The following is a 21,941-nucleotide window of genomic DNA, read 5'->3' on the forward strand; positions in this document are numbered from 1 at the left end:
TCCCACCTGACCCCATGCCGAACTCAGAAGTGAAACGCCGTAGCGCCGATGGTAGTGTGGGGTCTCCCCATGCGAGAGTAGGGAACTGCCAGGCATCAAATAAAAGCGAAAGGCTCAGTCGAAAGACCGGGCCTTTTGTTTTATCTGCAGTCTGTCGGTGAGCGCTCTCCTGAGGAGGACAAATCCGCCGGGAGCGGATTTGAACGTAGCGCAGCAACGGCCCGGAGGGTGGCGGGCAGGACGCCCGCCATAAACTGCCAGGCATCAAATAAGTGAAGAAGCCCATCCTGCCGGACGGGCTTTTTTGCGTCTGCGTGTTTTTCCGGAAACAGGCGGATGCGCCGGACTGAATGTATGTTGTAGGCCTGATAAGCGCAGCGCATCAGGCACTCCCGACGGCATTTTGCCGGATGCGGCGTCCCGCCTTATCCGGCCTACAACGGCACCACAAGGTAGGCCTGATAAGCGCAGCGCATCAGGCATTTCCGGCGATACCTTGCCGGAAGTAGCGTATCGCTTTATCCGGCCTACAACAGTCTACATCATTACCCGAGCACCAGTTTCAGTAGCGGATACGGTCGTCCGAGATCGTCTACTTCCGTGCGTCCTGTCACTTTAAAGCCCATCTTCTTATAAAACCCCACCGCTTGATCATTTTGTTCGTTAACGTCAGTCGTCAGTGTCGATGCTAACGATAAAGCATGTTCAATCAGCAGTTTACCGACACCGCTACCGCGCATATCCGGATCAACAAACAGAGCATCTATATGCTGTTCGGTCAGCAGCATAAATGCGACTGGCTCATCCTTTTCCGTTACCGCAACCCAGAGCGGAGCTTCTGGCAAAAACGAACGTACCAGCTCTTCCAGCTCAATTCGGTAATCAGGTGAGAGAAAATGGTGCGTGGCATCGACTGAACGACACCAGATAGAAACTAACTTCTCGCCTTCGTCCCGGCGTGAACGACGAATGGTCAGGGCCATAGCATTCTCCTTTTATGTTAACTGCACTATTCTACAGCAAGGAACCGTGAAACTTTCTCAACTTGAACATGCAAGCTCGACATTCATATGATTCCTGGGTATCTTCAGCTATCTGGATGTCTAAACGTTTAAGCGTATGTAGTGAGGTTATCAGGTTATGCCAATTCGCGTGCAGGACGAGCTACCCGCCGTCAGTTTCTTACGTGAGGAAAACGTCTTTGTCATGACGACATCCCGCGCTTCTGGCCAGGAAATTCGTCCACTGAAGGTACTTATCCTCAACCTGATGCCCAAGAAGATTGAAACGGAAAACCAGTTCCTGCGTTTACTGTCGAACTCCCCCCTGCAGGTGGATGTTCAGCTGTTACGCATTGATGCCCGCGAGTCACGCAACACGCCAACGGAACATCTGAATAACTTCTACTGTAATTTCGAGGATATCAGCGATCAGAACTTTGACGGGCTGATCGTGACCGGTGCACCACTGGGCCTGGTTGAGTTTAACGATGTGGCATACTGGCCGCAGATTAAACAGGTGCTTGAGTGGGCTAAAGATCACGTCACATCGACGCTATTTGTCTGTTGGGCGGTACAGGCCGCACTGAATATTCTTTATGGCATTCCAAAGCAAACCCGCACAGATAAACTCTCTGGCGTTTATGAGCACCATATTCTGCATCCTCATGCGCTGCTGACGCGTGGTTTTGATGATGCGTTTCTGGCTCCGCACTCTCGCTATGCAGATTTCCCTGCTGCACTGATCAGGGACTACACCGATCTTGAGATCTTTGCGGAAACAGAGGAAGGGGATGCCTACCTGTTTGCCAGCAAAGATAAGCGTATTGCCTTCGTGACGGGTCATCCGGAATATGATGCCCACACATTGGGTAGCGAGTATTTTCGGGATGTAGAGGCGGGTTTAACACCGGAAGTACCGTATAACTACTTCCCAAAAAATGATCCGCAAAACAAACCGCGAGCGACCTGGCGTAGTCATGGCAATTTGCTGTTTACCAACTGGCTCAACTATTACGTCTACCAGATCACGCCATATGATCTGCGTCACATGAATCCAACGCTGGATTAATCTTCTGCGGTAAACGATCCTTAAGCGTTTCAGCATGTTGAATCAGGCACCTTCGGGTGCCTTTTTTATTTCCGAAATGCACCTCACGGTGTAATTAATTTTTATTTTTATTGTTATCAATAAGTTAATTGATAATTAAATTAAAAATGGAAATTGTTTTTGATTTTGAAATTTAAATGGGTAGTCTTAGTTGTGCTGAACGAAAACCGCACAACGATCCTTCGTTCGCATTGGGGATGTGTTTGGATCAATGACGAGGAACTACGCAATGAATCAACAGGCAACAACAACCGATGAGCTGGTCTTTACCAGGCCGCATGGCGAGCAGGAACAGCAAATTCTGACTGCAGAGGCGGTTGAGTTTCTGACTGAACTGGTGACACGATTTACGCCAAAGCGCAATAAACTTCTCGCTGCTCGTATCCAGCAGCAGCAGGATATTGATGACGGTAAGTTGCCTGATTTTATTTCGGAAACAGCTTCCATTCGTGAAGGTAACTGGAAAATTCGCGGAATTCCTGATGATTTACTGGATCGCCGTGTAGAGATCACCGGGCCCGTTGAGCGCAAGATGGTGATCAACGCACTGAATGCGAACGTCAAAGTTTTTATGGCTGACTTTGAAGATTCGCTGGCACCTGAATGGAGCAAAGTTATCGACGGGCAGATCAACCTGCGCGATGCGGTCAATGGCACCATCAGCTACACCAACGAAGCCGGTAAAATTTACCAACTTAAACCTGACCCGGCCCTGCTGGTGTGTCGTGTGCGCGGTCTGCATCTGCCGGAAAAACACGTCACCTGGCGTGGCGAATCTATCCCTGGCAGCTTGTTCGACTTTGCCCTCTATTTCTTCCACAACTACAAAACGTTGCTGGCAAAAGGTAGTGGTCCCTATTTCTATCTGCCGAAAACACAGGCCTGGCAAGAAGCAGCCTGGTGGAGCGAAGTATTCAGTTATGCAGAAGACCGCTTTAACCTGCCGCGCGGCACCATTAAAGCCACGCTGCTGATTGAAACGCTGCCGGCCGTCTTCCAGATGGATGAAATCCTGCATGCCCTGCGTGACCATATTGTGGGTCTGAACTGCGGTCGCTGGGATTACATTTTTAGCTATATCAAAACGCTGAAGAATCACCCGGATCGCGTGCTGCCTGACCGTCAGGTGGTGACGATGGATAAGCCTTTCCTCAGCGCCTATTCACGTCTGCTGATTAAAACCTGCCATAAACGCGGTGCCTTTGCGATGGGCGGCATGGCCGCGTTCATTCCCAGTAAAGACGCCGAGCGTAACAACCAGGTTCTGGCCAAAGTAAAAGCCGATAAATCGCTGGAGGCAAATAACGGTCATGACGGGACCTGGGTTGCACACCCTGGGCTGGCTGATACCGCGATGGCGATTTTCGATGAGGTACTGGGCGATAACAAAAACCAGCTGTTCGTGACCCGCAATGAAGATGCCCCGATTACCGCAGAACAGCTGTTGGCACCGTGTGAGGGGGAACGCACCGAAGAAGGCATGCGCGCCAATATCCGCGTTGCCGTGCAGTACATCGAAGCGTGGATCTCCGGCAACGGCTGCGTACCGATTTACGGCCTGATGGAAGATGCGGCCACTGCCGAAATCTCCCGTACTTCCATCTGGCAGTGGATCCACCACCAGAAGACGCTCAGCAACGGCAAGCCGGTTACCAAACCGCTGTTCCGTCAGATGCTGGCCGAAGAGATGCTGGTGATTCAGGACGAGCTGGGCGAGCACCGCTACAGCAGCGGGCGTTTTGATGATGCCGCGCGCCTGATGGAGCAAATCACTACCTCTGATGAACTGATCGATTTCTTGACCCTGCCAGGCTACCGCCTGCTGGCGTAATCCACCACATAACAATATGGAGCATCTGCACATGAAAACCCGTACTCAACAAATCGAAGAATTACAGAAAGAATGGACTCAACCGCGCTGGGAAGGCATCACCCGTCCATATAGCGCGGAGGAAGTGGTGAAATTACGTGGCTCGGTTAACCCGGAATGCACGCTGGCGCAGCTTGGTGCAGCGAAAATGTGGCGTTTACTGCACGGTGAGTCGAAGAAAGGGTATATCAACAGCCTCGGCGCGCTGACGGGGGGTCAGGCGCTGCAGCAGGCGAAGGCCGGTATTGAGGCGGTCTACCTTTCTGGCTGGCAGGTCGCGGCGGATGCCAACCTGGCGTCCAGCATGTACCCGGACCAGTCACTGTATCCGGCGAACTCTGTCCCGGCAGTGGTGGACAGGATCAACAACACTTTTCGTCGTGCGGATCAGATCCAGTGGTCAACCGGTATTGAGCCGAACGATCCGCGCTACGTGGATTACTTCCTGCCGATCGTGGCCGATGCGGAAGCGGGTTTTGGCGGCGTACTGAACGCGTTCGAACTGATGAAGTCGATGATTGAGGCCGGTGCAGCGGCCGTTCACTTCGAAGATCAGCTCGCATCCGTCAAAAAATGCGGTCATATGGGCGGCAAAGTGTTGGTGCCGACCCAGGAAGCCATCCAGAAACTGGTAGCCGCTCGCCTGGCGGCTGACGTGATGGGCGTACCGACACTGGTGATTGCCCGTACCGATGCCGATGCGGCAGATTTGATCACCTCTGACTGTGATCCGTACGACAGTGAATTCATCACTGGCGAACGCACCAGTGAAGGCTTCTACCGTACGCATGCGGGTATTGAGCAGGCGATCAGCCGTGGTCTGGCGTATGCGCCGTATGCGGACCTGGTATGGTGTGAAACTTCCACGCCAGATCTTGAGTTGGCTAAGCGTTTTGCCGATGCGATCCACGCTAAGTACCCTGGCAAACTGCTGGCCTATAACTGCTCGCCGTCATTTAACTGGCAGAAAAATCTGGACGATAAAACCATCGCCAGCTTCCAGCAGCAGCTGTCTGACATGGGCTATAAATACCAGTTCATTACCCTGGCGGGCATCCACAGCATGTGGTTCAACATGTTCGACCTCGCACATTCCTATGCGCAGGGCGAAGGCATGCGCCACTACGTTGAGAAAGTTCAGCAACCAGAATTTGCTGCAGCCAAAGACGGGTATACCTTCGTTTCTCACCAGCAGGAAGTGGGGACAGGTTACTTCGATAAAGTGACTACCATCATTCAGGGTGGCGCCTCTTCAGTGACCGCATTAACGGGCTCTACCGAAGAATCGCAGTTCTGATCACTGCCCGGTGGCGCTACGCTTACCGGGCCTACAAAAGAATGTAGGCCGGATAAGCGAACGCGCCATCCGGCATGACGTTGTGCCGGATGGGAGAAATCGATGTCGCGTGGCCTGGAATTACTGATTGCTCAAACCATCCTGCAAGGCTTTGACGCGCAGTATGGTCGATTTCTGGAAGTTACCTCTGGCGCGCAGCAGCGTTTTGAACATGCCGACTGGCATGCTGTTCAACAGGCGATGAAAAGTCGTATCCACCTTTACGATCATCATGTGGGTCTGGTGGTGGAACAACTGCGCTGTATTACTGACGGTAAAAGCACCGACGCGGGTTTTTTACTTCGCGTGAAAGAGCACTATACCCGGCTATTGCCGGACTACCCTCGCTTCGAGATTGCGGAGAGCTTTTTTAACTCCGTGTATTGTCGGTTATTTGACCACCGCTCGCTGACTCCCGAGCGGTTGTTTATTTTCAGCTCTCAGCCAGAACGTCGATTTCGCACTATCCCACGCCCGTTGGCGAAGGACTTTTTCCCCGATTCTGGTTGGGAATGGCTGCTCACGCGTGTCCTCAGCGATCTCCCTTTGCGTCTGCCGTGGCAGAACAAACAGCGAGATATCCACTACATCATCGGACACCTGACGGAAACCTTTGGCGGGGAGGTGTTGTCGCGCTGCCATTTACAGGTGGCAAACGAACTGTTTTATCGCAACAAAGCTGCGTGGTTGGTAGGGAAGCTCATTACACCTTCGGGGACGTTGCCCTTTCTATTACCGATACACCGTACTGATGAAGGCGAGTTGTTTATCGATACCTGCCTGACCACGACGGCGGAAGCCAGTATCGTGTTCGGCTTCGCCCGCTCCTATTTTATGGTTTATGCGCCACTGCCCGCAGCAACGGTGGAGTGGCTGCGTGAGATACTACCCGGCAAAACCACCGCTGAACTGTACATGGCGATTGGCTGCCAGAAGCACGCGAAAACGGAAAGCTATCGTGAATATCTGCTCTATCTTGCCGGGAGCGATGAACAGTTTATTGAAGCGCCGGGCATTCGCGGCATGGTGATGCTGGTGTTTACACTGCCGGGCTTCGACCGGGTCTTTAAAGTCATCAAAGACAAATTTGCACCGCAGAAAGAGATGTCGGCTGCCCATGTTCGGGCTTGCTATCAACTGGTAAAGGAGCACGATCGTGTCGGTCGGATGGCGGATACCCAGGAGTTCGAGAACTTTGTGCTGGATAAACGGCAAATCGACCCGGCGCTGATGGCGCTGTTGTTACAGGAAGCACCGGAAAAAATTACCGACCTCGGCGATCAGATTGTGATTCGCCATCTGTATATCGAAAGGCGGATGGTACCGCTGAATATCTGGCTGGAGCAGGTTGAAGGCCAGCAACTGCGTGATGCCATTGAAGAGTATGGCAACGCGATTCGCCAACTGGCAGCGGCCAATATTTTCCCCGGCGATATGTTGTTTAAGAACTTCGGCGTAACCCGTCACGGGCGGGTGGTGTTCTACGATTACGATGAAATCTGCTACATGACGGAAGTGAATTTCCGCCACATCCCGCCACCGCGTTATCCGGAGGATGAGATGAGCGCAGAGCCGTGGTACAGCGTGTCGCCGGGTGATGTCTTCCCGGAAGAGTTTCGCCACTGGCTATGTGCCGATCCGCGTATCGGACCCTTATTTGAAGAAATGCACGCCGAGCTATTTAGCGCCGACTATTGGCGGGGTTTGCAAACGCGGATTAAAAACGGACATGTGGAAGATGTTTACGCCTACCGGCGCAAACAGCGTTTCAGCGTGCGTTATGAAACCGATCGTAGGCCGGATAAGGCCTTTGCGCCGCCATCCGGCAATGTGCGCCGTGCCTGATGCGCTACGCTTATCAGGCCTACAAATCTGCCCTAACCCTGGACAGTAGGCCGGGTAAGGCGTAGCCGCCACCCGGCAACCCCATCTTAACGAAACCCGCCGTACGCCAGTGTAACTTCTTTTGCTGCTTTGATAGCCAGTGCGCCAAACTCGGTAACGCGGTCGTCGGTAATACGTGAGATTGGCCCTGAGATAGAGATGGCGGCGAACGGCTCGCGGTGCTCGTCATAGATGCACGATGCCACGCAGCGCAAACCCAGCGCATGTTCTTCATCATCAAACGAATAGCCACGTTTGCGTGTTTGCGCGAGATCTTCTTTCAGATGGACGGGAGAAACCAGCGTGGCGTGAGTGTAGGCGTGTAATCCTTTTCGGTGCAGCAGGCCGGTAACCTGTTCTTCGCTCAGTTGGGATAAAAACGCCTTACCCGCGCCGGAGGCATGCATCGGCAGTTTGCCACCGATGGGAGCAGACATACGCATCAGCTGTGTACACTGAACCTGGTCGATAATAATGGCCTGATGGTCGCTCTGATCCAGCACGGCCAGATTTACCGTCTCACCAGAGTCTTCCATTAGCTTGCGCAGAATCGGGTGAACAATCGCCAGCAGGTTGCGGCTTTGCAGAAAGCTGCTGCCAACAATAAACGCATGTGCGCCCACGGCCCAGTGGCCTAATTCACCCACCTGACGGACAAAACCCTGCTGCTGCATGGTCGTCAATAACCGGTGAGTGGTGGAGTTAGGCAAGCCAGCCTGTTGCGCCAGCTCGGTCAGTGCTACGCTACCGTTGGATTCTGCAATCCACTCAAGCAGTTTCAGGCCTCGGGTCAAAGATTGAACCTGCCCGGTTGCAGGCGTAGTAGTGGCAGCGGGTTTTCTACCGCGTTTCGCGGGGACAGTGGCAACCATGGCAGACTCCTTTTCTGTATCGTGGAAATCATTTTCGTTTTATTCGATTATAATGCAAGAATTCCTGCACTGATCGGATGAGTGAAGCTGAACATGTCTCATGTTGCCCGTTGTTTGCTTTTCCGTCTCTCAGGTTTGTGCCAGTATGACCTGTTGAGTTTTTTTCGGTCTGGTTGAGCGTCGTCGGGAGCGAGTGTGAGCAGCAAAGTTGAACAATTACGTCAGCAGTTAAAAGAACGTATTCTGGTATTGGACGGCGGTATGGGCACCATGATCCAGGGGTACCGTCTGAGTGAAGAAGATTTCCGCGGTGAACGCTTTGCCGACTGGCCATGCGATCTAAAAGGCAACAACGACCTGTTGGTGCTTAGCAAACCGGACGTGATCACCGCGATTCATAACGCCTACTTTGAAGCAGGCGCGGATATCATCGAAACCAACACCTTTAACTCTACGACTATCGCCATGGCGGATTACCAGATGGAATCCCTGTCGGCGGAAATCAACTTTGCCGCGGCGAAACTGGCGCGCGCCTGCGCGGATGAGTGGACGGCCCGTACACCGGAAAAACCGCGCTACGTCGCTGGCGTGCTTGGCCCAACCAACCGCACGGCATCTATCTCGCCAGACGTAAATGACCCGGCTTACCGCAATATTACCTTTGATCAGCTGGTGGCCGCCTACCGCGAATCCACCAAAGCGCTAGTGGAAGGCGGCAGTGACCTGATCCTGATTGAAACTGTTTTCGATACCCTCAACGCCAAGGCGGCGATTTTTGCGGTGAAAACAGAATTTGAAGCACTGGGTGTTGAGCTGCCGATCATGCTCTCCGGCACGATAACCGATGCCTCCGGACGTACACTCTCCGGCCAGACTACCGAAGCGTTTTATAACTCGCTGCGCCACGCCGATGCGCTGACCTTTGGTCTGAACTGTGCATTAGGCCCGGACGAGCTGCGCCAGTATGTGCAGGAGTTGTCGCGCATTGCCGAATGCTACGTGACCGCACACCCAAACGCCGGTCTGCCAAATGCCTTTGGTGAGTATGATCTCGATGCTGACACCATGGCGGCGCAAATCCGTGAATGGGCCGAAGCGGGCTTCCTTAACGTGGTGGGCGGGTGCTGCGGTACCACACCGGAACATATCGCCGCCATGAGCCGCGCGGTTGATGGCTTACCACCGCGCCAGTTGCCGGAGATCCCGGTAGCCTGTCGTCTGTCCGGCCTTGAGCCGCTGAACATCGGTGACAACAGCCTGTTTGTGAACGTCGGCGAGCGTACCAACGTCACCGGTTCGGCGAAATTTAAGCGCCTGATTAAAGAAGAGAAGTACAGTGAAGCGCTGGACGTGGCTCGCCAGCAAGTGGAAAGCGGCGCACAGATTATCGATATCAACATGGATGAGGGGATGCTTGACGCCGAAGCGGCGATGGTGCGTTTCCTCAACCTGATCGCTGGGGAACCGGATATCGCCCGTGTACCGATTATGATCGACTCCTCGAAGTGGGACGTCATCGAAAAAGGGCTGAAGTGCATTCAGGGTAAAGGCATCGTTAACTCTATCTCGATGAAAGAAGGGGTAGAAACCTTTATTCACCACGCGAAGCTGCTGCGTCGCTATGGTGCGGCGGTGGTGGTGATGGCCTTTGATGAACAGGGGCAGGCGGATACCCGTGCACGTAAAATCGAAATTTGCCGTCGGGCGTACAACATTCTCACCGAAGAGGTGGGTTTCCCGCCGGAAGACATCATCTTCGACCCGAACATCTTTGCGGTTGCAACGGGTATCGACGAGCACAACAACTATGCTCAGGACTTTATCGGTGCGTGCGAAGATATTAAACGTGAACTGCCGCATGCACTGATCTCTGGCGGCGTCTCCAACGTGTCGTTCTCGTTCCGCGGCAACGACCCAGTACGTGAAGCCATTCACGCGGTATTCCTCTACTACGCCATACGTAACGGCATGGATATGGGGATCGTCAACGCCGGACAGCTGGCGATTTATGACGACCTGCCTGCCGAGCTGCGCGATGCGGTTGAAGACGTGATCCTTAACCGCCGTGACGATGGCACCGAACGACTGCTGGAGCTGGCTGAGAAATATCGCGGCAGTAAAACCGACGACACGGCGAACACCCAACTGGCGGAATGGCGTAGCTGGGACGTGAAAAAACGCCTCGAGTACTCGCTGGTGAAAGGCATTACTGAATTTATTGAGCTGGATACCGAAGAAGCGCGTCAGCAGGCTGCGCGTCCGATTGAAGTTATCGAAGGGCCGCTCATGGATGGCATGAACGTCGTTGGCGACCTGTTTGGTGAAGGCAAAATGTTCCTGCCACAGGTGGTGAAATCCGCCCGCGTGATGAAGCAGGCAGTGGCCTACCTTGAGCCGTACATTGAGGCCAGCAAAGAGAAAGGCTCCAGCAACGGTAAGATGGTCATCGCGACCGTGAAGGGCGACGTGCATGACATCGGCAAAAACATCGTGGGTGTGGTGCTGCAATGTAACAACTACGAAATCGTTGATCTGGGTGTGATGGTGCCGGCGGAGAAAATCCTCAGAACGGCGCGTGAAGTGAATGCCGACCTGATTGGTCTCTCGGGGCTGATTACCCCGTCGCTGGATGAAATGGTCAACGTGGCGAAAGAGATGGAGCGCCAGGGCTTTACCATTCCGCTGTTGATTGGCGGAGCGACCACCTCCAAAGCGCATACCGCGGTGAAAATCGAGCAGAACTACAGTGGCCCGACGGTGTATGTGCAAAACGCCTCGCGTACCGTTGGCGTCGTTGCCGCGTTGCTTTCCGATACCCAGCGTGACGATTTTGTTGCCCGTACGCGTAAAGAGTACGAAACCGTGCGTATCCAGCATGCGCGTAAAAAACCGCGCACCCCACCGGTAACACTGGCTGCAGCGCGTGAAAACGATCTGGCATTTGACTGGGAAAGCTATACCCCGCCGGTGGCCCATCGCCTGGGCGTACAGGAAGTTGAAGCCAGTATCGAAACGCTGCGCAATTACATCGACTGGACGCCATTCTTTATGACCTGGTCGCTGGCTGGAAAATATCCACGTATCCTGGAAGATGAAGTGGTGGGCGAAGAGGCGAAGCGCCTGTTCAAAGATGCCAACGATATGCTGGATAAACTCAGCGCTGAGAAGACGCTGAATCCGCGTGGCGTTGTTGGTCTGTTCCCGGCCAACCGTGTTGGTGATGATATCGAGATCTACCGTGATGAAACACGGACGCACGTGCTTAACGTGAGTCATCATCTGCGTCAGCAAACGGAAAAAGTGGGTTTCGCCAACTATTGCCTGTCTGACTTCGTGGCACCGAAACTGAGCGGCAAGGCGGATTATATCGGTGCTTTTGCGGTCACTGGTGGTCTGGAAGAAGACGCGCTGGCGGATGCTTTCGAAGCGCAGCATGACGACTACAACAAGATCATGGTGAAAGCGATAGCCGACCGTCTGGCTGAAGCGTTTGCGGAATATCTGCATGAGCGCGTGCGTAAAGTCTACTGGGGTTACGCGGCGAACGAAAACCTCAGCAATGAGGAGCTGATCCGTGAGAACTACCAGGGGATTCGCCCGGCACCGGGTTATCCGGCGTGTCCTGAGCACACCGAAAAAGCCACCATCTGGGAACTGCTGGATGTGGAAACGCACACCGGGATGAAGCTGACCGAGTCCTACGCCATGTGGCCAGGCGCATCGGTCTCTGGCTGGTATTTCAGTCATCCGGACAGCAAGTACTACGCCGTGGCGCAAATCCAGCGCGATCAGGTTGAAGACTATGCGTTCCGTAAAGGGATGAGCGTAGCGGAGGTTGAGCGCTGGTTAGCGCCGAATCTCGGCTACGATGCCGATTGATTCACAAAACTGTCATCTTTCTTTACAACAAACAGGGCGCTCAATGAGTGCCCTGTCTCTTTATTACGTTTAAACCCTTATACTGAAAGAAGGTTCATCGGTAGTGCTTGCCGGATGGCGCATTTTTGTCGGCCTGATAAGCGTAGCGCCATCAGGCGGTATGTCATGGCGATGAACCTCAGGAACATATAACGATAAGGAGAACCTGATTCCGTGCTAACTCTGTTACACCTGCTTTCTGCTGTTTCTATGCTGGTCTGGGGTACGCATATTGTGCGTACCGGCGTGATGCGTGTCTTTGGTGCCCGTTTACGCACTGTGCTCAGCCGTAGTGTTGAAAAGAAGCCGCTCGCCTTTTGTGCGGGGATCGGCGTGACTGCTCTGGTGCAAAGCAGCAACGCTACCACTATGCTGGTGACCTCATTCGTCGCGCAGGACCTGGTGGCGCTTACCCCTGCGTTAGTCATTGTGCTGGGTGCCGATGTGGGGACCGCGCTGATGGCGCGTATCCTGACCTTCGATCTCTCCTGGCTGTCGCCCTTGCTGATTTTTATCGGCGTCATTTTCTTTCTTGGGCGCAAGCAGTCTCGTGCTGGACAGCTGGGCCGGGTAGGTATTGGTCTGGGGTTGATTTTGCTGGCGCTGGAGCTGATTGTGCAGGCGGTAACGCCGATCACTCAGGCCAATGGTGTACAGGTGATTTTCGCCTCGCTAACCGGCGATATCATGCTCGATGCGCTGATCGGCGCCATGTTCGCGATTATCAGTTACTCCAGCCTGGCGGCAGTTTTGCTGACGGCAACGCTGACCGCAGCGGGCATTATCTCGTTCCCGGTGGCGCTGTGCCTGGTGATTGGTGCCAACCTCGGCTCTGGCCTGTTGGCGATGCTCAACAACAGCGCTGCGAATGCCGCTGCTCGTCGTGTGGCGCTCGGCAGCCTGCTGTTTAAGCTGGTGGGCAGCCTGATTATCCTGCCGTTTGTTCATCCGTTGGCGAATTTGATGGATGAGCTGCCGCTGCCGAAATCTGAACTGGTTATCTACTTCCACGTGTTCTACAACCTGGTGCGTTGCGTGGCGATGGTACCGTTTGCCGAACCGATGGCGCGTTTTTGTAAACGTATTATCCGCGATGAACCCGAACTGGACGCGCATCTGAAACCTAAGCATCTGGACGTCAGCGCGCTGGATACACCAACGCTCGCTCTGGCGAATGCTGCCCGCGAAGCCCTGCGTATTGGTGATGCGATGGAGCAAATGATGGAGGGGTTGAAGAAGGTGATGCATGGCGAGCCGCGTGAAGAGAAAGAGCTGCGCAGGATGGCCGATGACATCAACGTATTGTATACGGCCATCAAGCTCTATCTGGCGCGCATGCCTAAAGATGAGCTGGCGGAAGAAGAGTCGCGTCGCTGGGCGGAGATTATTGAAATGTCGCTCAACCTCGAGCAGGCTTCCGATATTGTCGAACGTATGGGCAGTGAGATAGCCGATAAGTCGCTGGCGGCGCGGCGGGCATTTTCCGTTGAAGGGTTAAAAGAACTGGATGCGCTCTACGATCTGCTGCTCAGTAACCTGCAGCTGGCAATGTCGGTGTTCTTCTCTGGCGATGTGACCAGCGCCCGCCGCCTGCGGCGTAGCAAGCATCGCTTTCGTATTCTGAATCGTCGTTATTCGCATGCTCACGTTGACCGCCTGCATCAGCAGAACGTGCAGAGCATTGAGACCAGCTCTCTGCACCTGGCGTTACTGGGCGATATGCAGCGTCTGAATTCACTGTTTTGCTCCGTGGCTTACAGTGTGCTGGAACAGCCGGATGAAGATGACGAGCGTGAGTACTAACGAGGACAGGTGAAATGTTGCCCGGTGGCGCAGTCCGGTAGGCCGGATAAGGCGTTTACGCCGCATCCGGCAATGTGCGCTGAACTGCCTGATGGCGCTGCGCTTATCAGGCCTACAGTTGTAGCCCGGATAAGACAAAGCCGCCATCCGGCATCAGACAACCCATCAACTAAAAGCAGTGACCTGCTTCAACGGCAACCACCTCTTCACCTGCTTTAAAGATGTACGTGGTGTTCGGGCCACCAAGAACGGCCTTACCGTTACTTACCTTAATCCAGTTCCCTTCCGGCAGGCCAATCACCGTCAGCTCTGGTGCTACTACCAGCAGCTCGCGAATACGCTGTTCACGCGTTTCGCCTTTGTGGCCTTCCGGCAGTGCATTGGTGAAGTGCGGGTTAATCTGCAGCGGGAACAGACCCAGCGCATCAAAACCTTTAGGATCAACAATCGGCATGTCGTTGGTGGTGCGGATGGTCTGGCAGGCGAGGTTTGAACCTGCGCTCCAGCCGATGTACAGCGCTCCACGTTTGACGACATCCACAATCGGTGCCAGCAATCCACGCTCGCGGCTCTCTTTCAACAGTTGGAAGGTGTTGCCACCGCCAACAATCACGATTTCTGCGTTTTCTATCGCCGCAACCGGATCGGCAACGGTATGAATACCGGTGACGTTAACGCCCATTGGCGCAAAGATGGCAGCCGTTTTCGCCGTGTACTCATCCCAGGTTTGCGTCACACCGGCAAACGGAATAAACACCGCAGTGCGGCGACCATTCAGCTGCTCAGCAATTAGCGGCAGCGCATGTTCCATCCAACCTTTGCCCGGCAGCGTCGAGTTACTCAATAAAAGCAGTTCCATCATTTCTCCATGTAATCAGAAAATTACAAACCGCGGTAATGCTACCACTGTCAGTGTAACACCTTACTGATATGGCTCACGATGTTGGAAGGGGGAGAGAAGCTGGGGCTATTTTTTAAGTGTCAATTCAATACCGAGCACCTTCATCACTGCAAGTGTGGTTTTCAGCGTCGGGTTACCTTTCTCACTAAAAGAGCGATAAAGCTGCTCGCGGGATAATCCCGTTTCTGCCGCTATGTTCGCCATTCCCTTAGCACGAGCCACCACGCCCAGTGCTTTTGCAATGTATGCTGCATCGCCTGTTTCGAGGGCATCGGCCATAAACACGGCAATTTCTTCATCATCAACCAGCGCAGTCGCGGGATCGTAGTGAGTAAGTTTATTCATGGCGGAAGACCTCCTGATAATCCAGTGAACGAGCGAGCATTCTCCAACAGGTTTAACATCACCAGCTAAACCATTAGCCAAACGAAAAAGGCGTGTGGCAATGAGCGTTTTAGCTCTCCTGTCCCGTAGGTTTTGCTCCCAACGCAGGAAAACCATTGTCTGAAGAATTTCCATGATGACGTTCCATGTATTTTATAAACTACATTATGAATTGACAAGTTGAGACCAGAGAATAAAAAAATGGGGAGTAAGGGGAGATGTTGGATGGAGGAAACAGGAAAGCTCCTCGCAATAATAGGTAGTTTTTCAGGACGCTGCGGTTGATACGAAAATCGATGATAGGGGAGAAGGGCGGCTTTGTGCCAATAGCAGACCTTACCCACTGCAGTAATTTACCCGACTGAGATCCATTCAGTAATGGTTCTCGCCAACGCCTCAGGTTGTTCGAGCGGGATCATATGACCGCAATCCTTGATGGTTCTCAACGATGCACCAGGTATGGCATCGACCAGTTCCTCCGCCTCCTGCATGGAACGGATGGCGTCATCTTCACTGGCAATAACCAGAGTGGGACAACCTATCGTTGCTGAAGGAATACCTTGTCGGGTTAAGGTCGATTGCGTAATGAAGGCTTCAAATCCGAGACAACGTCCCATTTGCTGGATAGTTGAAATCATATCCCGATCTGATGCGTTTAGGGGGTGCAGTGACCGGGCAATAGCATTGCTGCTCAGCCCCTTAAACGTTGCGGGTGACAATGACTGCACGCTTTGCCGCTTTGATTCCGCCTCTAATGGCGTATCCTCCCGTAACGAACTGGCAATCAGTACCAGGGACTCCACACGATCCGAAAAATCTGCAGCAAACTGCCGGGCAATGTACCCTCCCAGTGAAAAACCTATCAACGTAAATTTGTCAGGCAGACAGGTACTCATATGCTGCGCGATATCATGCAGGGTTAGTCCTCCGGTTACGGAAGCATGATGAACAATACAGTTTGCCGGCAGGTATGTTTCAAATTCATGCCAGAGCATTTCATTCAGCATATACCCGGGAATTAAAACGATCGTTCGTGGCATTAGGCTCATAGCACTCGCTTAAATGTATCGAAGGATTAGCTCAGGAACGGTTTAAAAATATCTGACCAAGGCTGAAACGACAATCCCAAGGGTGATAGCTATTAAAGGTCTTTTATAAACCAGCATCACGACGGCCGTGGTCAATAATGCCATCTGAGCGCCTTTGTCGCCTGTGAGGGCAACGGGGGCTAAAATCGCCACGAGAACGGAGCCTGACATCCCCTGAATAAAGGCTTTTATTCGGTGATTAAAAGGCACAAAGGACATAATCCAGACACCACCCCATCGGGTAACGAGTGTGACCAACGCCATAATAAAAATAATAATAAGAGGTCCTGTGCCTACCGTCTCAATACTCATTTTTTCTCTCTCATGATAATTCCAGTAATACCTCCGGCGAGGGCTCCAGCGATCACATGACTATTTTCTGGTAACCATTTATACGCTATCAGCGAGGCACTGGCCGCTGCGGCCCAGATAATCAACATCCTCAGGTTTCTTTCCCCTTCGAACACCATAGAAAGGAGAAAACACCCCATGACCATATCAAGACCAACGCTTTTGGGATCCTGGATAACGCTCCCAAAATACAGTCCTGCCAGGGTCCCTGCTCCCCAAAAAAGCCATAACGCAAGACCGCCACCAAAGAGTAATCCCAACCCCGCGCTTCCCCTGCTGAATGCCTGTATGGACTTGGCCCAGTTAGCATCGGAAACGACCATCATGATCCCGTAGCGTTTAGCGGGTGTTAACGCGCGCAACCACGGGTATAAAGTGGCCCCCATTAACAGATGCCTGGCATTAATGGCAAAAACGGTGGCGATAAGGGTTAATACAGGAACCTGATCGGTCCAAAGCTCTAAGGTGGCGAATTGAGCATAACCGGCAAAAACCAGCAAACTCATCATTGTCGCCGACGTCGGGTCCACTCCTTTCTGCGATGCGGCCAGGCCAAAGGCGGCACCAAAAATAGCGACAAAGAGTGAAACCGGGATAAGCTGCCGAAAACCATCCCATATCAGCGAATGATTAAGTTGAGACAAATCGGGCTGGTGATACGTCATCCGGGACCTCATGAATTTCATAACAGTGAAAGCAAACAGGGGGCCACTATGACAGTGTTGTGGAATCGATAAAAACGCATAATAATTGATATTAATATTTGATTATCGAATGCAAGGCTCAAAGGTGCATCATCAAGACCTCCAGATGGACTGGCTTAAATGTTTTGTCGCGGTAGTGGATGCGGGATCGCTTTCGGCTGCGGCACCTGAAGTCCATCGCTCACAATCTGCGGTCAGCATGCAACTTAAAAAGCTGGAATCTGCATTAGGGTGTCAGCTTTTACTTCGCGGCCCTCGTCAACATCAACTCACGTCTGAAGGACAAAAACTGCTGGGGTATGCCCGAAGGATGCTCGACCTTCATGCTGAAACACAGGCCGCATTTCACGGTAAGGAGTTAACAGGGCGTATTCGTCTGGGAGTTCCTGATGACTATGCAGCAAAATACCTTACCCCTGCGCTGAAGAGATTTGCCCCTAACTTTGGGTCAGTCGAGATCGAACTGAGCTGCGAGCAATCAACGTCACTCATTCCTCGCGTTGAGAGCGGCGATCTCGATTTGGCCCTGGTCTCCCGGGAGCAACCCAACCAGGGCGCGTTACTGTTTTATGAACCGATGGTGTGGGTGGGTTCTCCACAGTTTGAGGTCTGGCGGCGCGATCCATTACCCATTGCGGTTTATGAAAGTACAAGCCTTGCTAAACGTAGTGCTATCAACGCACTAGCACTGCAGGGGCGGAGATATAAGGTGGTGTATAACAGCTCCAGTCTGTCGGGACAGATTACAGCTGTAGAAAGTGGCCTGGCTGTTGCCGTTCTGACCCAGTGCAGCGTGCCACCTCATCTGCAAATTCTTGGCAGTGAACATCTTTTGGGGCCTCTTGAACCCATGGAAGTCTCATTGTTCAGAAGCCATACTTCCCAGGGTTCTCCTGCAGTGGATAGTTTGTACGATTTGCTCCTCAGGACATTACGGGTCAGAAAAGTTGAAAGTTAAGACGATTTATTAGGTGCCTCAACGTCCGCTCCTCACTCACAGCGGACCTTCAGCTCAGCTTCTTAGTCCGCTTTATGCCAGGAGCGGATATACGTAACTTATGATACGCGTCGTCAATCATTCGCCTCAGACATCAACGCGGAAACGCTTTAAGAATGTAATCCCGAACATAGGCGGTTCGGCTGTTATTAGCCGTCCTTTTGTTCCAGACCAGATAAAGATGATTAGTCGGGGCGAGATCTGCAGGTGTAACTGAAATCAGACGCCCGCTTTTCAGGTCATTGTCACAGTGATAATCCGGTAACACCGTCCATCCATGTCCGTCGCAGACCAGGTCGCGGATAATACGTAAATCCGGAATGGTGAATGCAGCCTGCATCTCAGGGGCTTTCTGAAACATGGAGGCCCAGAGCGCTCTAATCAGTGGCAACTCTTCGTCATAAGCAATCAGCGGTAATGAGGCAAGCGTTTCAGCACCAGGTTCTGATCCTATGACCTCTGACATAGCGGGAGCATGAACAAGGAGCATGCGTTCAGTCAGGAGATGTGCATAGCCGTACAGACGGTTATCAGGCATAGATGCGGTAACTGCGAGATCGGCGCTCCCGTCATGCAAAAGGGAATAAATACGTTGTTTATTGCCGGTATGAAAGCGCAGGCGATACCCCTCCTTCATTAATGGAGCCATTACAGCCCCAAGCCGGGAATGAATAAAATCCGGAGGTCCTGCCAGATTAATTGTTCCCCCGCGCACAGGGCCTGACCGGAAAGACGATAGCTTTTCTTCCAGACCGTCAATGAAGGGTGAAACGGAGCGGGCAAGCTCATCCGCAGCTTCGGTCGCCGTCACGCCTCTGGCCTGCCTGATGAACAGACGCTTACCAACCAGAGTCTCAAGAGATTGGATATGTAGTGACGCTGCGGGCTGAGTGATGCCCAGTAGCTCTGCCGCCTTTGAAAAGGAGCCAGAGCGATAGGCCTCAAGAAACGTTCGCAGGTGGCTCAGATGGCTCATAGTGAAGCGCCTCGCTGATGAAGTTTATCGTTACAGGGAGCCTCATGCAGAGCAAGGGCCAGTTCACTCACGTAATCATCCCGTATTCCCAACGCACCCAGAGTGGCCTGCAGTTTCCATACATAATCTGCATTCGTGCCAATGTCTCCGCGGGCAGATGCGATGCTCGACGCTACGGTCGCTGTAAGATTGTCCTGTTCATAATGCGGATGCAATCTGTCTGATACGAAAGCTAGCGCCTGAATTTCCTCACCGTTTCCGAGCGAAATTTCAGCCCAGACAGGACGGTACAGACCGGTAATCATCTCTCGCGTCCAGACCATCTCCAACTCATGTATCAGAGTCGATTCCGGCAGTCTGAACGCCATACCTTCGGTTATTCCACCCTCGTCAAGAGATAACATTCTGCCGGGGATATCAGGGGTGGCTCGTCCGGATATCAGCCGGATACAGAAACTGCGCTGCCATCCTTTCAGACGGGCCCGTTGCATTTCTTCAATCGCCAGCGCGGGATTCCACATCAATGACCCGTAGGCAAATATCCACACAGGAGCGCCTATCGGGCGCTCCTCCAGAGTGGAGTACATTGATGCCCGTATTTTTTCAGCGTCCCAGCGCATGTGTGCCGGGAGCAGCGTTTCATGCGCTCTGACAAATGCGCCATTGAGCATATCTTCACGGGTAAGCATATTACCTCCCTTTCCTGGCACAGGATTTAAGCCTGCTGAAATTTACTGCTGTGACGGCGACTGATTTGTGCAAGCAGCAACAGTAGGCCGAGCAGAGAAACAATCGCACCGCTGATACCGGTATACACAATACCGGCGTGTGTGATGGTAAGACCGCCCAGTACTGAACCCAGCGCGATACCGGAGTTGAAGCCCGCGATATTCAGGCCGGCAGCAACGCCATGCGCATGAGGAGCATGTTGCTCAGCGACACCAATCAGACGGGCCTGCAGTGCCGGCACTGCGGCAAATGTCAGCATACCCAGCAGCGCAACCAGAATACCCATGCTCGCTGGTGAGGAAGCCAGCAGCCACATACCCAGCACGACAATAACAATGCCGCTAATAATGAGTATATTGGCACGATTCACCCCCATGCTGTCGGTAAGTTTTCCACCCAGAATGTTGCCTACCGCAGCGGTAATACCATAAACCAGCATAAACAGACTCACCGTTGCTCCGGTTACGCCTGTCACCTGCATCAGAATAGGTGCGATAAAGGTGTAAGCCGTAAACGAGCCTGCATACGCCAGCACCGTAACCAGCGCGCCGGCCAGTAACTTACGGTTAAACAGCATGCTAATATTCTGCATTGCTGAACCACTATGTTCGCCGGGGACGCTGCGTACGGGGTCTTTCATACCGAACAACAGTCCAAGGAATCCGAGCGCGCCGAAAGCGGCAATAGCGCCGAGAACTGGACGCCATGAGACCACGCCTCCCAGCCATGTACTTAGCGGCACGCCGATTGCCATCGCCAGAGTAAAGCCACCAAATACCACAGCCACCGCTCTACCTGCTTTACCTGGTCCAGCCAGACGAGCAGCGGTACTGGATGCCGCAGCCAGAAACAGGCCGTGTCCCAGACCGGCAATGAACCGCGCCAACAGTAGCTGAGGTAATGTGGCGGCAAACGCGGCCGCCAGACTACCGGCGGTAAATACAACGGCAGTGGTAAGCATCACATTCTTCCGGTTCCAGCTTGCGGTCAGCGCAGACAGTACGGGTGCCGCGAACGTTGCCCCCAGTGCATAGGTCGTAACCGCTGCACCGGTCTGCTCCACACCCACCCCCAACCCCTGAGCCATGACGTCGGTCAGCCCAATGGGGACAAATTCCGCGAGTCCGAGCGCAAAGGCACTGATAGTGAAAACATAAATAACAAATGGCATGACTGCCTCCTGATTTAAGTAAGGAGTGCAGTCTGATTTAGACAAGCAGATAAATAAAATAATGTAAATTTCATGTGGAATAAAATTATTTATACCTAAGGCAAAGATATAATGTCTCCACAGCACACAGAAATTTTCTGTCTTCAGGGGAGGGGCTTCGAAAGCTCAGATGCAAAATCTCTGCGGCCCCGTTAAGAGTCAGTTGGCCGGGTTTAGTCTGCTCTTCGCTCACAGCGGACCTTCAGCTTCGTTAACACGTCCGCTCCGTGCCAGAAGCGGAAGTTCGTCCGTTGTACTGAATCTCAGTACAACGTTTTCTTCTCCTCCAAAATAATTTTGAAAATAGTTAATGTCTGAGGCCCTGCAGAGGCCTCAGACAGGCAGCGCGCGATCTTTCACAACCGTTTTCATCACCAGGGTTGAGGTAAGCCGCTGCACCCCTGATAAACCGGAGAGTTTTTCATCATAAAGCTTCTGAAAAGCCGGTAGGTCCTGGGCAATAACGTGAAGCATATAATCCGGGTCCCCAAACAGTCGCTGCGCCTGGATAATTTGCGGTATATCTTTGACTTCCTCCTCAAAGGTGTAGACCGACTGCCGGTCACCCTCGCGCAGAGTGACGAAGACGATAGCTGAAAAGTTCAGCCCGAATCTGGCCGGGTCAATATACGCCCGGTAGCCGCTGATAATACCTTCCTGTTCCAGAGACCTGACCCGTCGCTGGCAGGATGACAGGCTAATCCCCACCCGTTCTGCAAGGTCAGTCAGTGAAATTCGACCGTCCCGCTGAAGCTCTGCAAGAATATTGCAATCTGTGTCGTCCATTTTCAAAAATCTCCCGGAAATTG

Annotated in this window: 18 protein-coding genes and 1 rRNA gene; 8 read left to right on the plus strand and 11 right to left on the minus strand. The window is 52.9% G+C overall.

Annotation, left to right across the window (positions count from 1 at the left end; genetic code table 11):
- Nucleotides 1-94 (plus strand): 5S ribosomal RNA (gene rrf / locus NNN64_RS15135); the annotation flags it as partial.
- A gap of 451 nt (nucleotides 95-545) precedes the next feature.
- On the opposite strand, the gene NNN64_RS15140 is transcribed toward rrf, so the two are convergent.
- Nucleotides 546-983, minus strand: a complete 438-nt coding sequence (locus tag NNN64_RS15140) for an acetyltransferase (RefSeq protein ID WP_271441887.1) — start codon at nucleotides 981-983, stop codon at nucleotides 546-548.
- 157 nt (nucleotides 984-1,140) lie between these two features.
- Between NNN64_RS15140 and metA the strand changes: the two genes are divergently transcribed.
- The 4 genes from metA (at nucleotide 1,141) to aceK (ending at nucleotide 7,160) form a co-directional block, all read left to right on the plus strand.
- Nucleotides 1,141-2,070: a homoserine O-acetyltransferase MetA gene (gene metA / locus NNN64_RS15145; protein WP_271441888.1), complete on the plus strand. Its 930-nt coding sequence runs from the start codon at nucleotides 1,141-1,143 to the stop codon at nucleotides 2,068-2,070.
- A gap of 268 nt (nucleotides 2,071-2,338) precedes the next feature.
- A complete protein-coding gene (gene aceB / locus NNN64_RS15150) occupies nucleotides 2,339-3,940 on the plus strand; it encodes a malate synthase A (RefSeq protein ID WP_271441889.1) in 1,602 nt (533 codons plus the stop codon).
- A 31-nt stretch (nucleotides 3,941-3,971) separates the two neighbouring features.
- The gene (gene aceA / locus NNN64_RS15155; protein WP_003826506.1) at nucleotides 3,972-5,276 is read left to right on the plus strand and encodes an isocitrate lyase; all 1,305 of its coding nucleotides are present in this window, start codon (nucleotides 3,972-3,974) and stop codon (nucleotides 5,274-5,276) included.
- Between the two features lie 102 nt (nucleotides 5,277-5,378).
- A complete protein-coding gene (gene aceK / locus NNN64_RS15160; RefSeq protein WP_271441890.1) occupies nucleotides 5,379-7,160 on the plus strand; it encodes a bifunctional isocitrate dehydrogenase kinase/phosphatase in 1,782 nt (593 codons plus the stop codon).
- An 86-nt stretch (nucleotides 7,161-7,246) separates the two neighbouring features.
- Here aceK and iclR read toward each other — a convergent pair whose 3' ends face one another.
- Entirely contained in the window at nucleotides 7,247-8,071 is an 825-nt protein-coding gene (gene iclR, locus NNN64_RS15165) for a glyoxylate bypass operon transcriptional repressor IclR (RefSeq protein ID WP_137381219.1), read from the minus strand.
- A 195-nt stretch (nucleotides 8,072-8,266) separates the two neighbouring features.
- Between iclR and metH the strand changes: the two genes are divergently transcribed.
- A complete protein-coding gene (metH, locus tag NNN64_RS15170; RefSeq protein ID WP_271441891.1) occupies nucleotides 8,267-11,950 on the plus strand; it encodes a methionine synthase in 3,684 nt (1,227 codons plus the stop codon).
- A gap of 213 nt (nucleotides 11,951-12,163) precedes the next feature.
- The gene (locus NNN64_RS15175) at nucleotides 12,164-13,792 is read left to right on the plus strand and encodes a Na/Pi cotransporter family protein (RefSeq protein WP_271441892.1); all 1,629 of its coding nucleotides are present in this window, start codon (nucleotides 12,164-12,166) and stop codon (nucleotides 13,790-13,792) included.
- A gap of 169 nt (nucleotides 13,793-13,961) precedes the next feature.
- Here NNN64_RS15175 and pepE read toward each other — a convergent pair whose 3' ends face one another.
- From pepE to NNN64_RS15200, 5 genes are all read right to left on the minus strand, one after another.
- The gene (pepE, locus tag NNN64_RS15180) at nucleotides 13,962-14,651 is read right to left on the minus strand and encodes a dipeptidase PepE (RefSeq protein ID WP_271441909.1); all 690 of its coding nucleotides are present in this window, start codon (nucleotides 14,649-14,651) and stop codon (nucleotides 13,962-13,964) included.
- 108 nt (nucleotides 14,652-14,759) lie between these two features.
- On the minus strand, nucleotides 14,760-15,038 hold the full coding sequence (locus tag NNN64_RS15185; RefSeq protein ID WP_032942057.1) for an addiction module antidote protein: 279 nt from the start codon (nucleotides 15,036-15,038) through the stop codon (nucleotides 14,760-14,762).
- A 392-nt stretch (nucleotides 15,039-15,430) separates the two neighbouring features.
- A complete protein-coding gene (locus NNN64_RS15190; RefSeq protein WP_100194437.1) occupies nucleotides 15,431-16,126 on the minus strand; it encodes an alpha/beta fold hydrolase in 696 nt (231 codons plus the stop codon).
- Between the two features lie 42 nt (nucleotides 16,127-16,168).
- Nucleotides 16,169-16,477 (minus strand): AzlD family protein, encoded by a 309-nt coding sequence (locus NNN64_RS15195; RefSeq protein WP_087050606.1) that lies wholly within the window; start codon nucleotides 16,475-16,477, stop codon nucleotides 16,169-16,171.
- Nucleotides 16,474-17,181 carry an AzlC family ABC transporter permease gene (locus NNN64_RS15200; RefSeq protein ID WP_271441893.1) on the minus strand — a complete coding sequence of 236 codons (708 nt, stop codon included), beginning with the start codon at nucleotides 17,179-17,181 and terminating at the stop codon, nucleotides 16,474-16,476. Before NNN64_RS15200 ends, NNN64_RS15195 begins: the two co-directional genes overlap by 4 nt.
- Nucleotides 17,182-17,305: 124 nt before the next feature.
- Between NNN64_RS15200 and NNN64_RS15205 the strand changes: the two genes are divergently transcribed.
- The gene (locus tag NNN64_RS15205; protein ID WP_073519981.1) at nucleotides 17,306-18,178 is read left to right on the plus strand and encodes a LysR family transcriptional regulator; all 873 of its coding nucleotides are present in this window, start codon (nucleotides 17,306-17,308) and stop codon (nucleotides 18,176-18,178) included.
- 133 nt (nucleotides 18,179-18,311) lie between these two features.
- Here the strand turns inward: NNN64_RS15205 and NNN64_RS15210 are convergent, their stop codons facing one another.
- From NNN64_RS15210 to NNN64_RS15225, 4 genes are all read right to left on the minus strand, one after another.
- A complete protein-coding gene (locus tag NNN64_RS15210; RefSeq protein WP_239606423.1) occupies nucleotides 18,312-19,193 on the minus strand; it encodes a LysR family transcriptional regulator in 882 nt (293 codons plus the stop codon).
- Complete coding sequence (locus NNN64_RS15215; protein WP_267449876.1) at nucleotides 19,190-19,882, minus strand: gamma-glutamylcyclotransferase; 693 nt, start codon at nucleotides 19,880-19,882, stop codon at nucleotides 19,190-19,192. Before NNN64_RS15215 ends, NNN64_RS15210 begins: the two co-directional genes overlap by 4 nt.
- Before the next feature lie 26 nt (nucleotides 19,883-19,908).
- Nucleotides 19,909-21,093, minus strand: a complete 1,185-nt coding sequence (locus tag NNN64_RS15220; RefSeq protein ID WP_239606421.1) for an MFS transporter — start codon at nucleotides 21,091-21,093, stop codon at nucleotides 19,909-19,911.
- Nucleotides 21,094-21,465: 372 nt separating this feature from the next.
- Entirely contained in the window at nucleotides 21,466-21,918 is a 453-nt protein-coding gene (locus tag NNN64_RS15225; protein ID WP_137383262.1) for an Lrp/AsnC family transcriptional regulator, read from the minus strand.
- Nucleotides 21,919-21,941 lie beyond the last annotated feature (23 nt).

It is taken from the genome of Citrobacter sp. Igbk 14, from assembly GCF_028069825.1.
Classification (GTDB): Bacteria; Pseudomonadota; Gammaproteobacteria; order Enterobacterales; family Enterobacteriaceae; genus Citrobacter.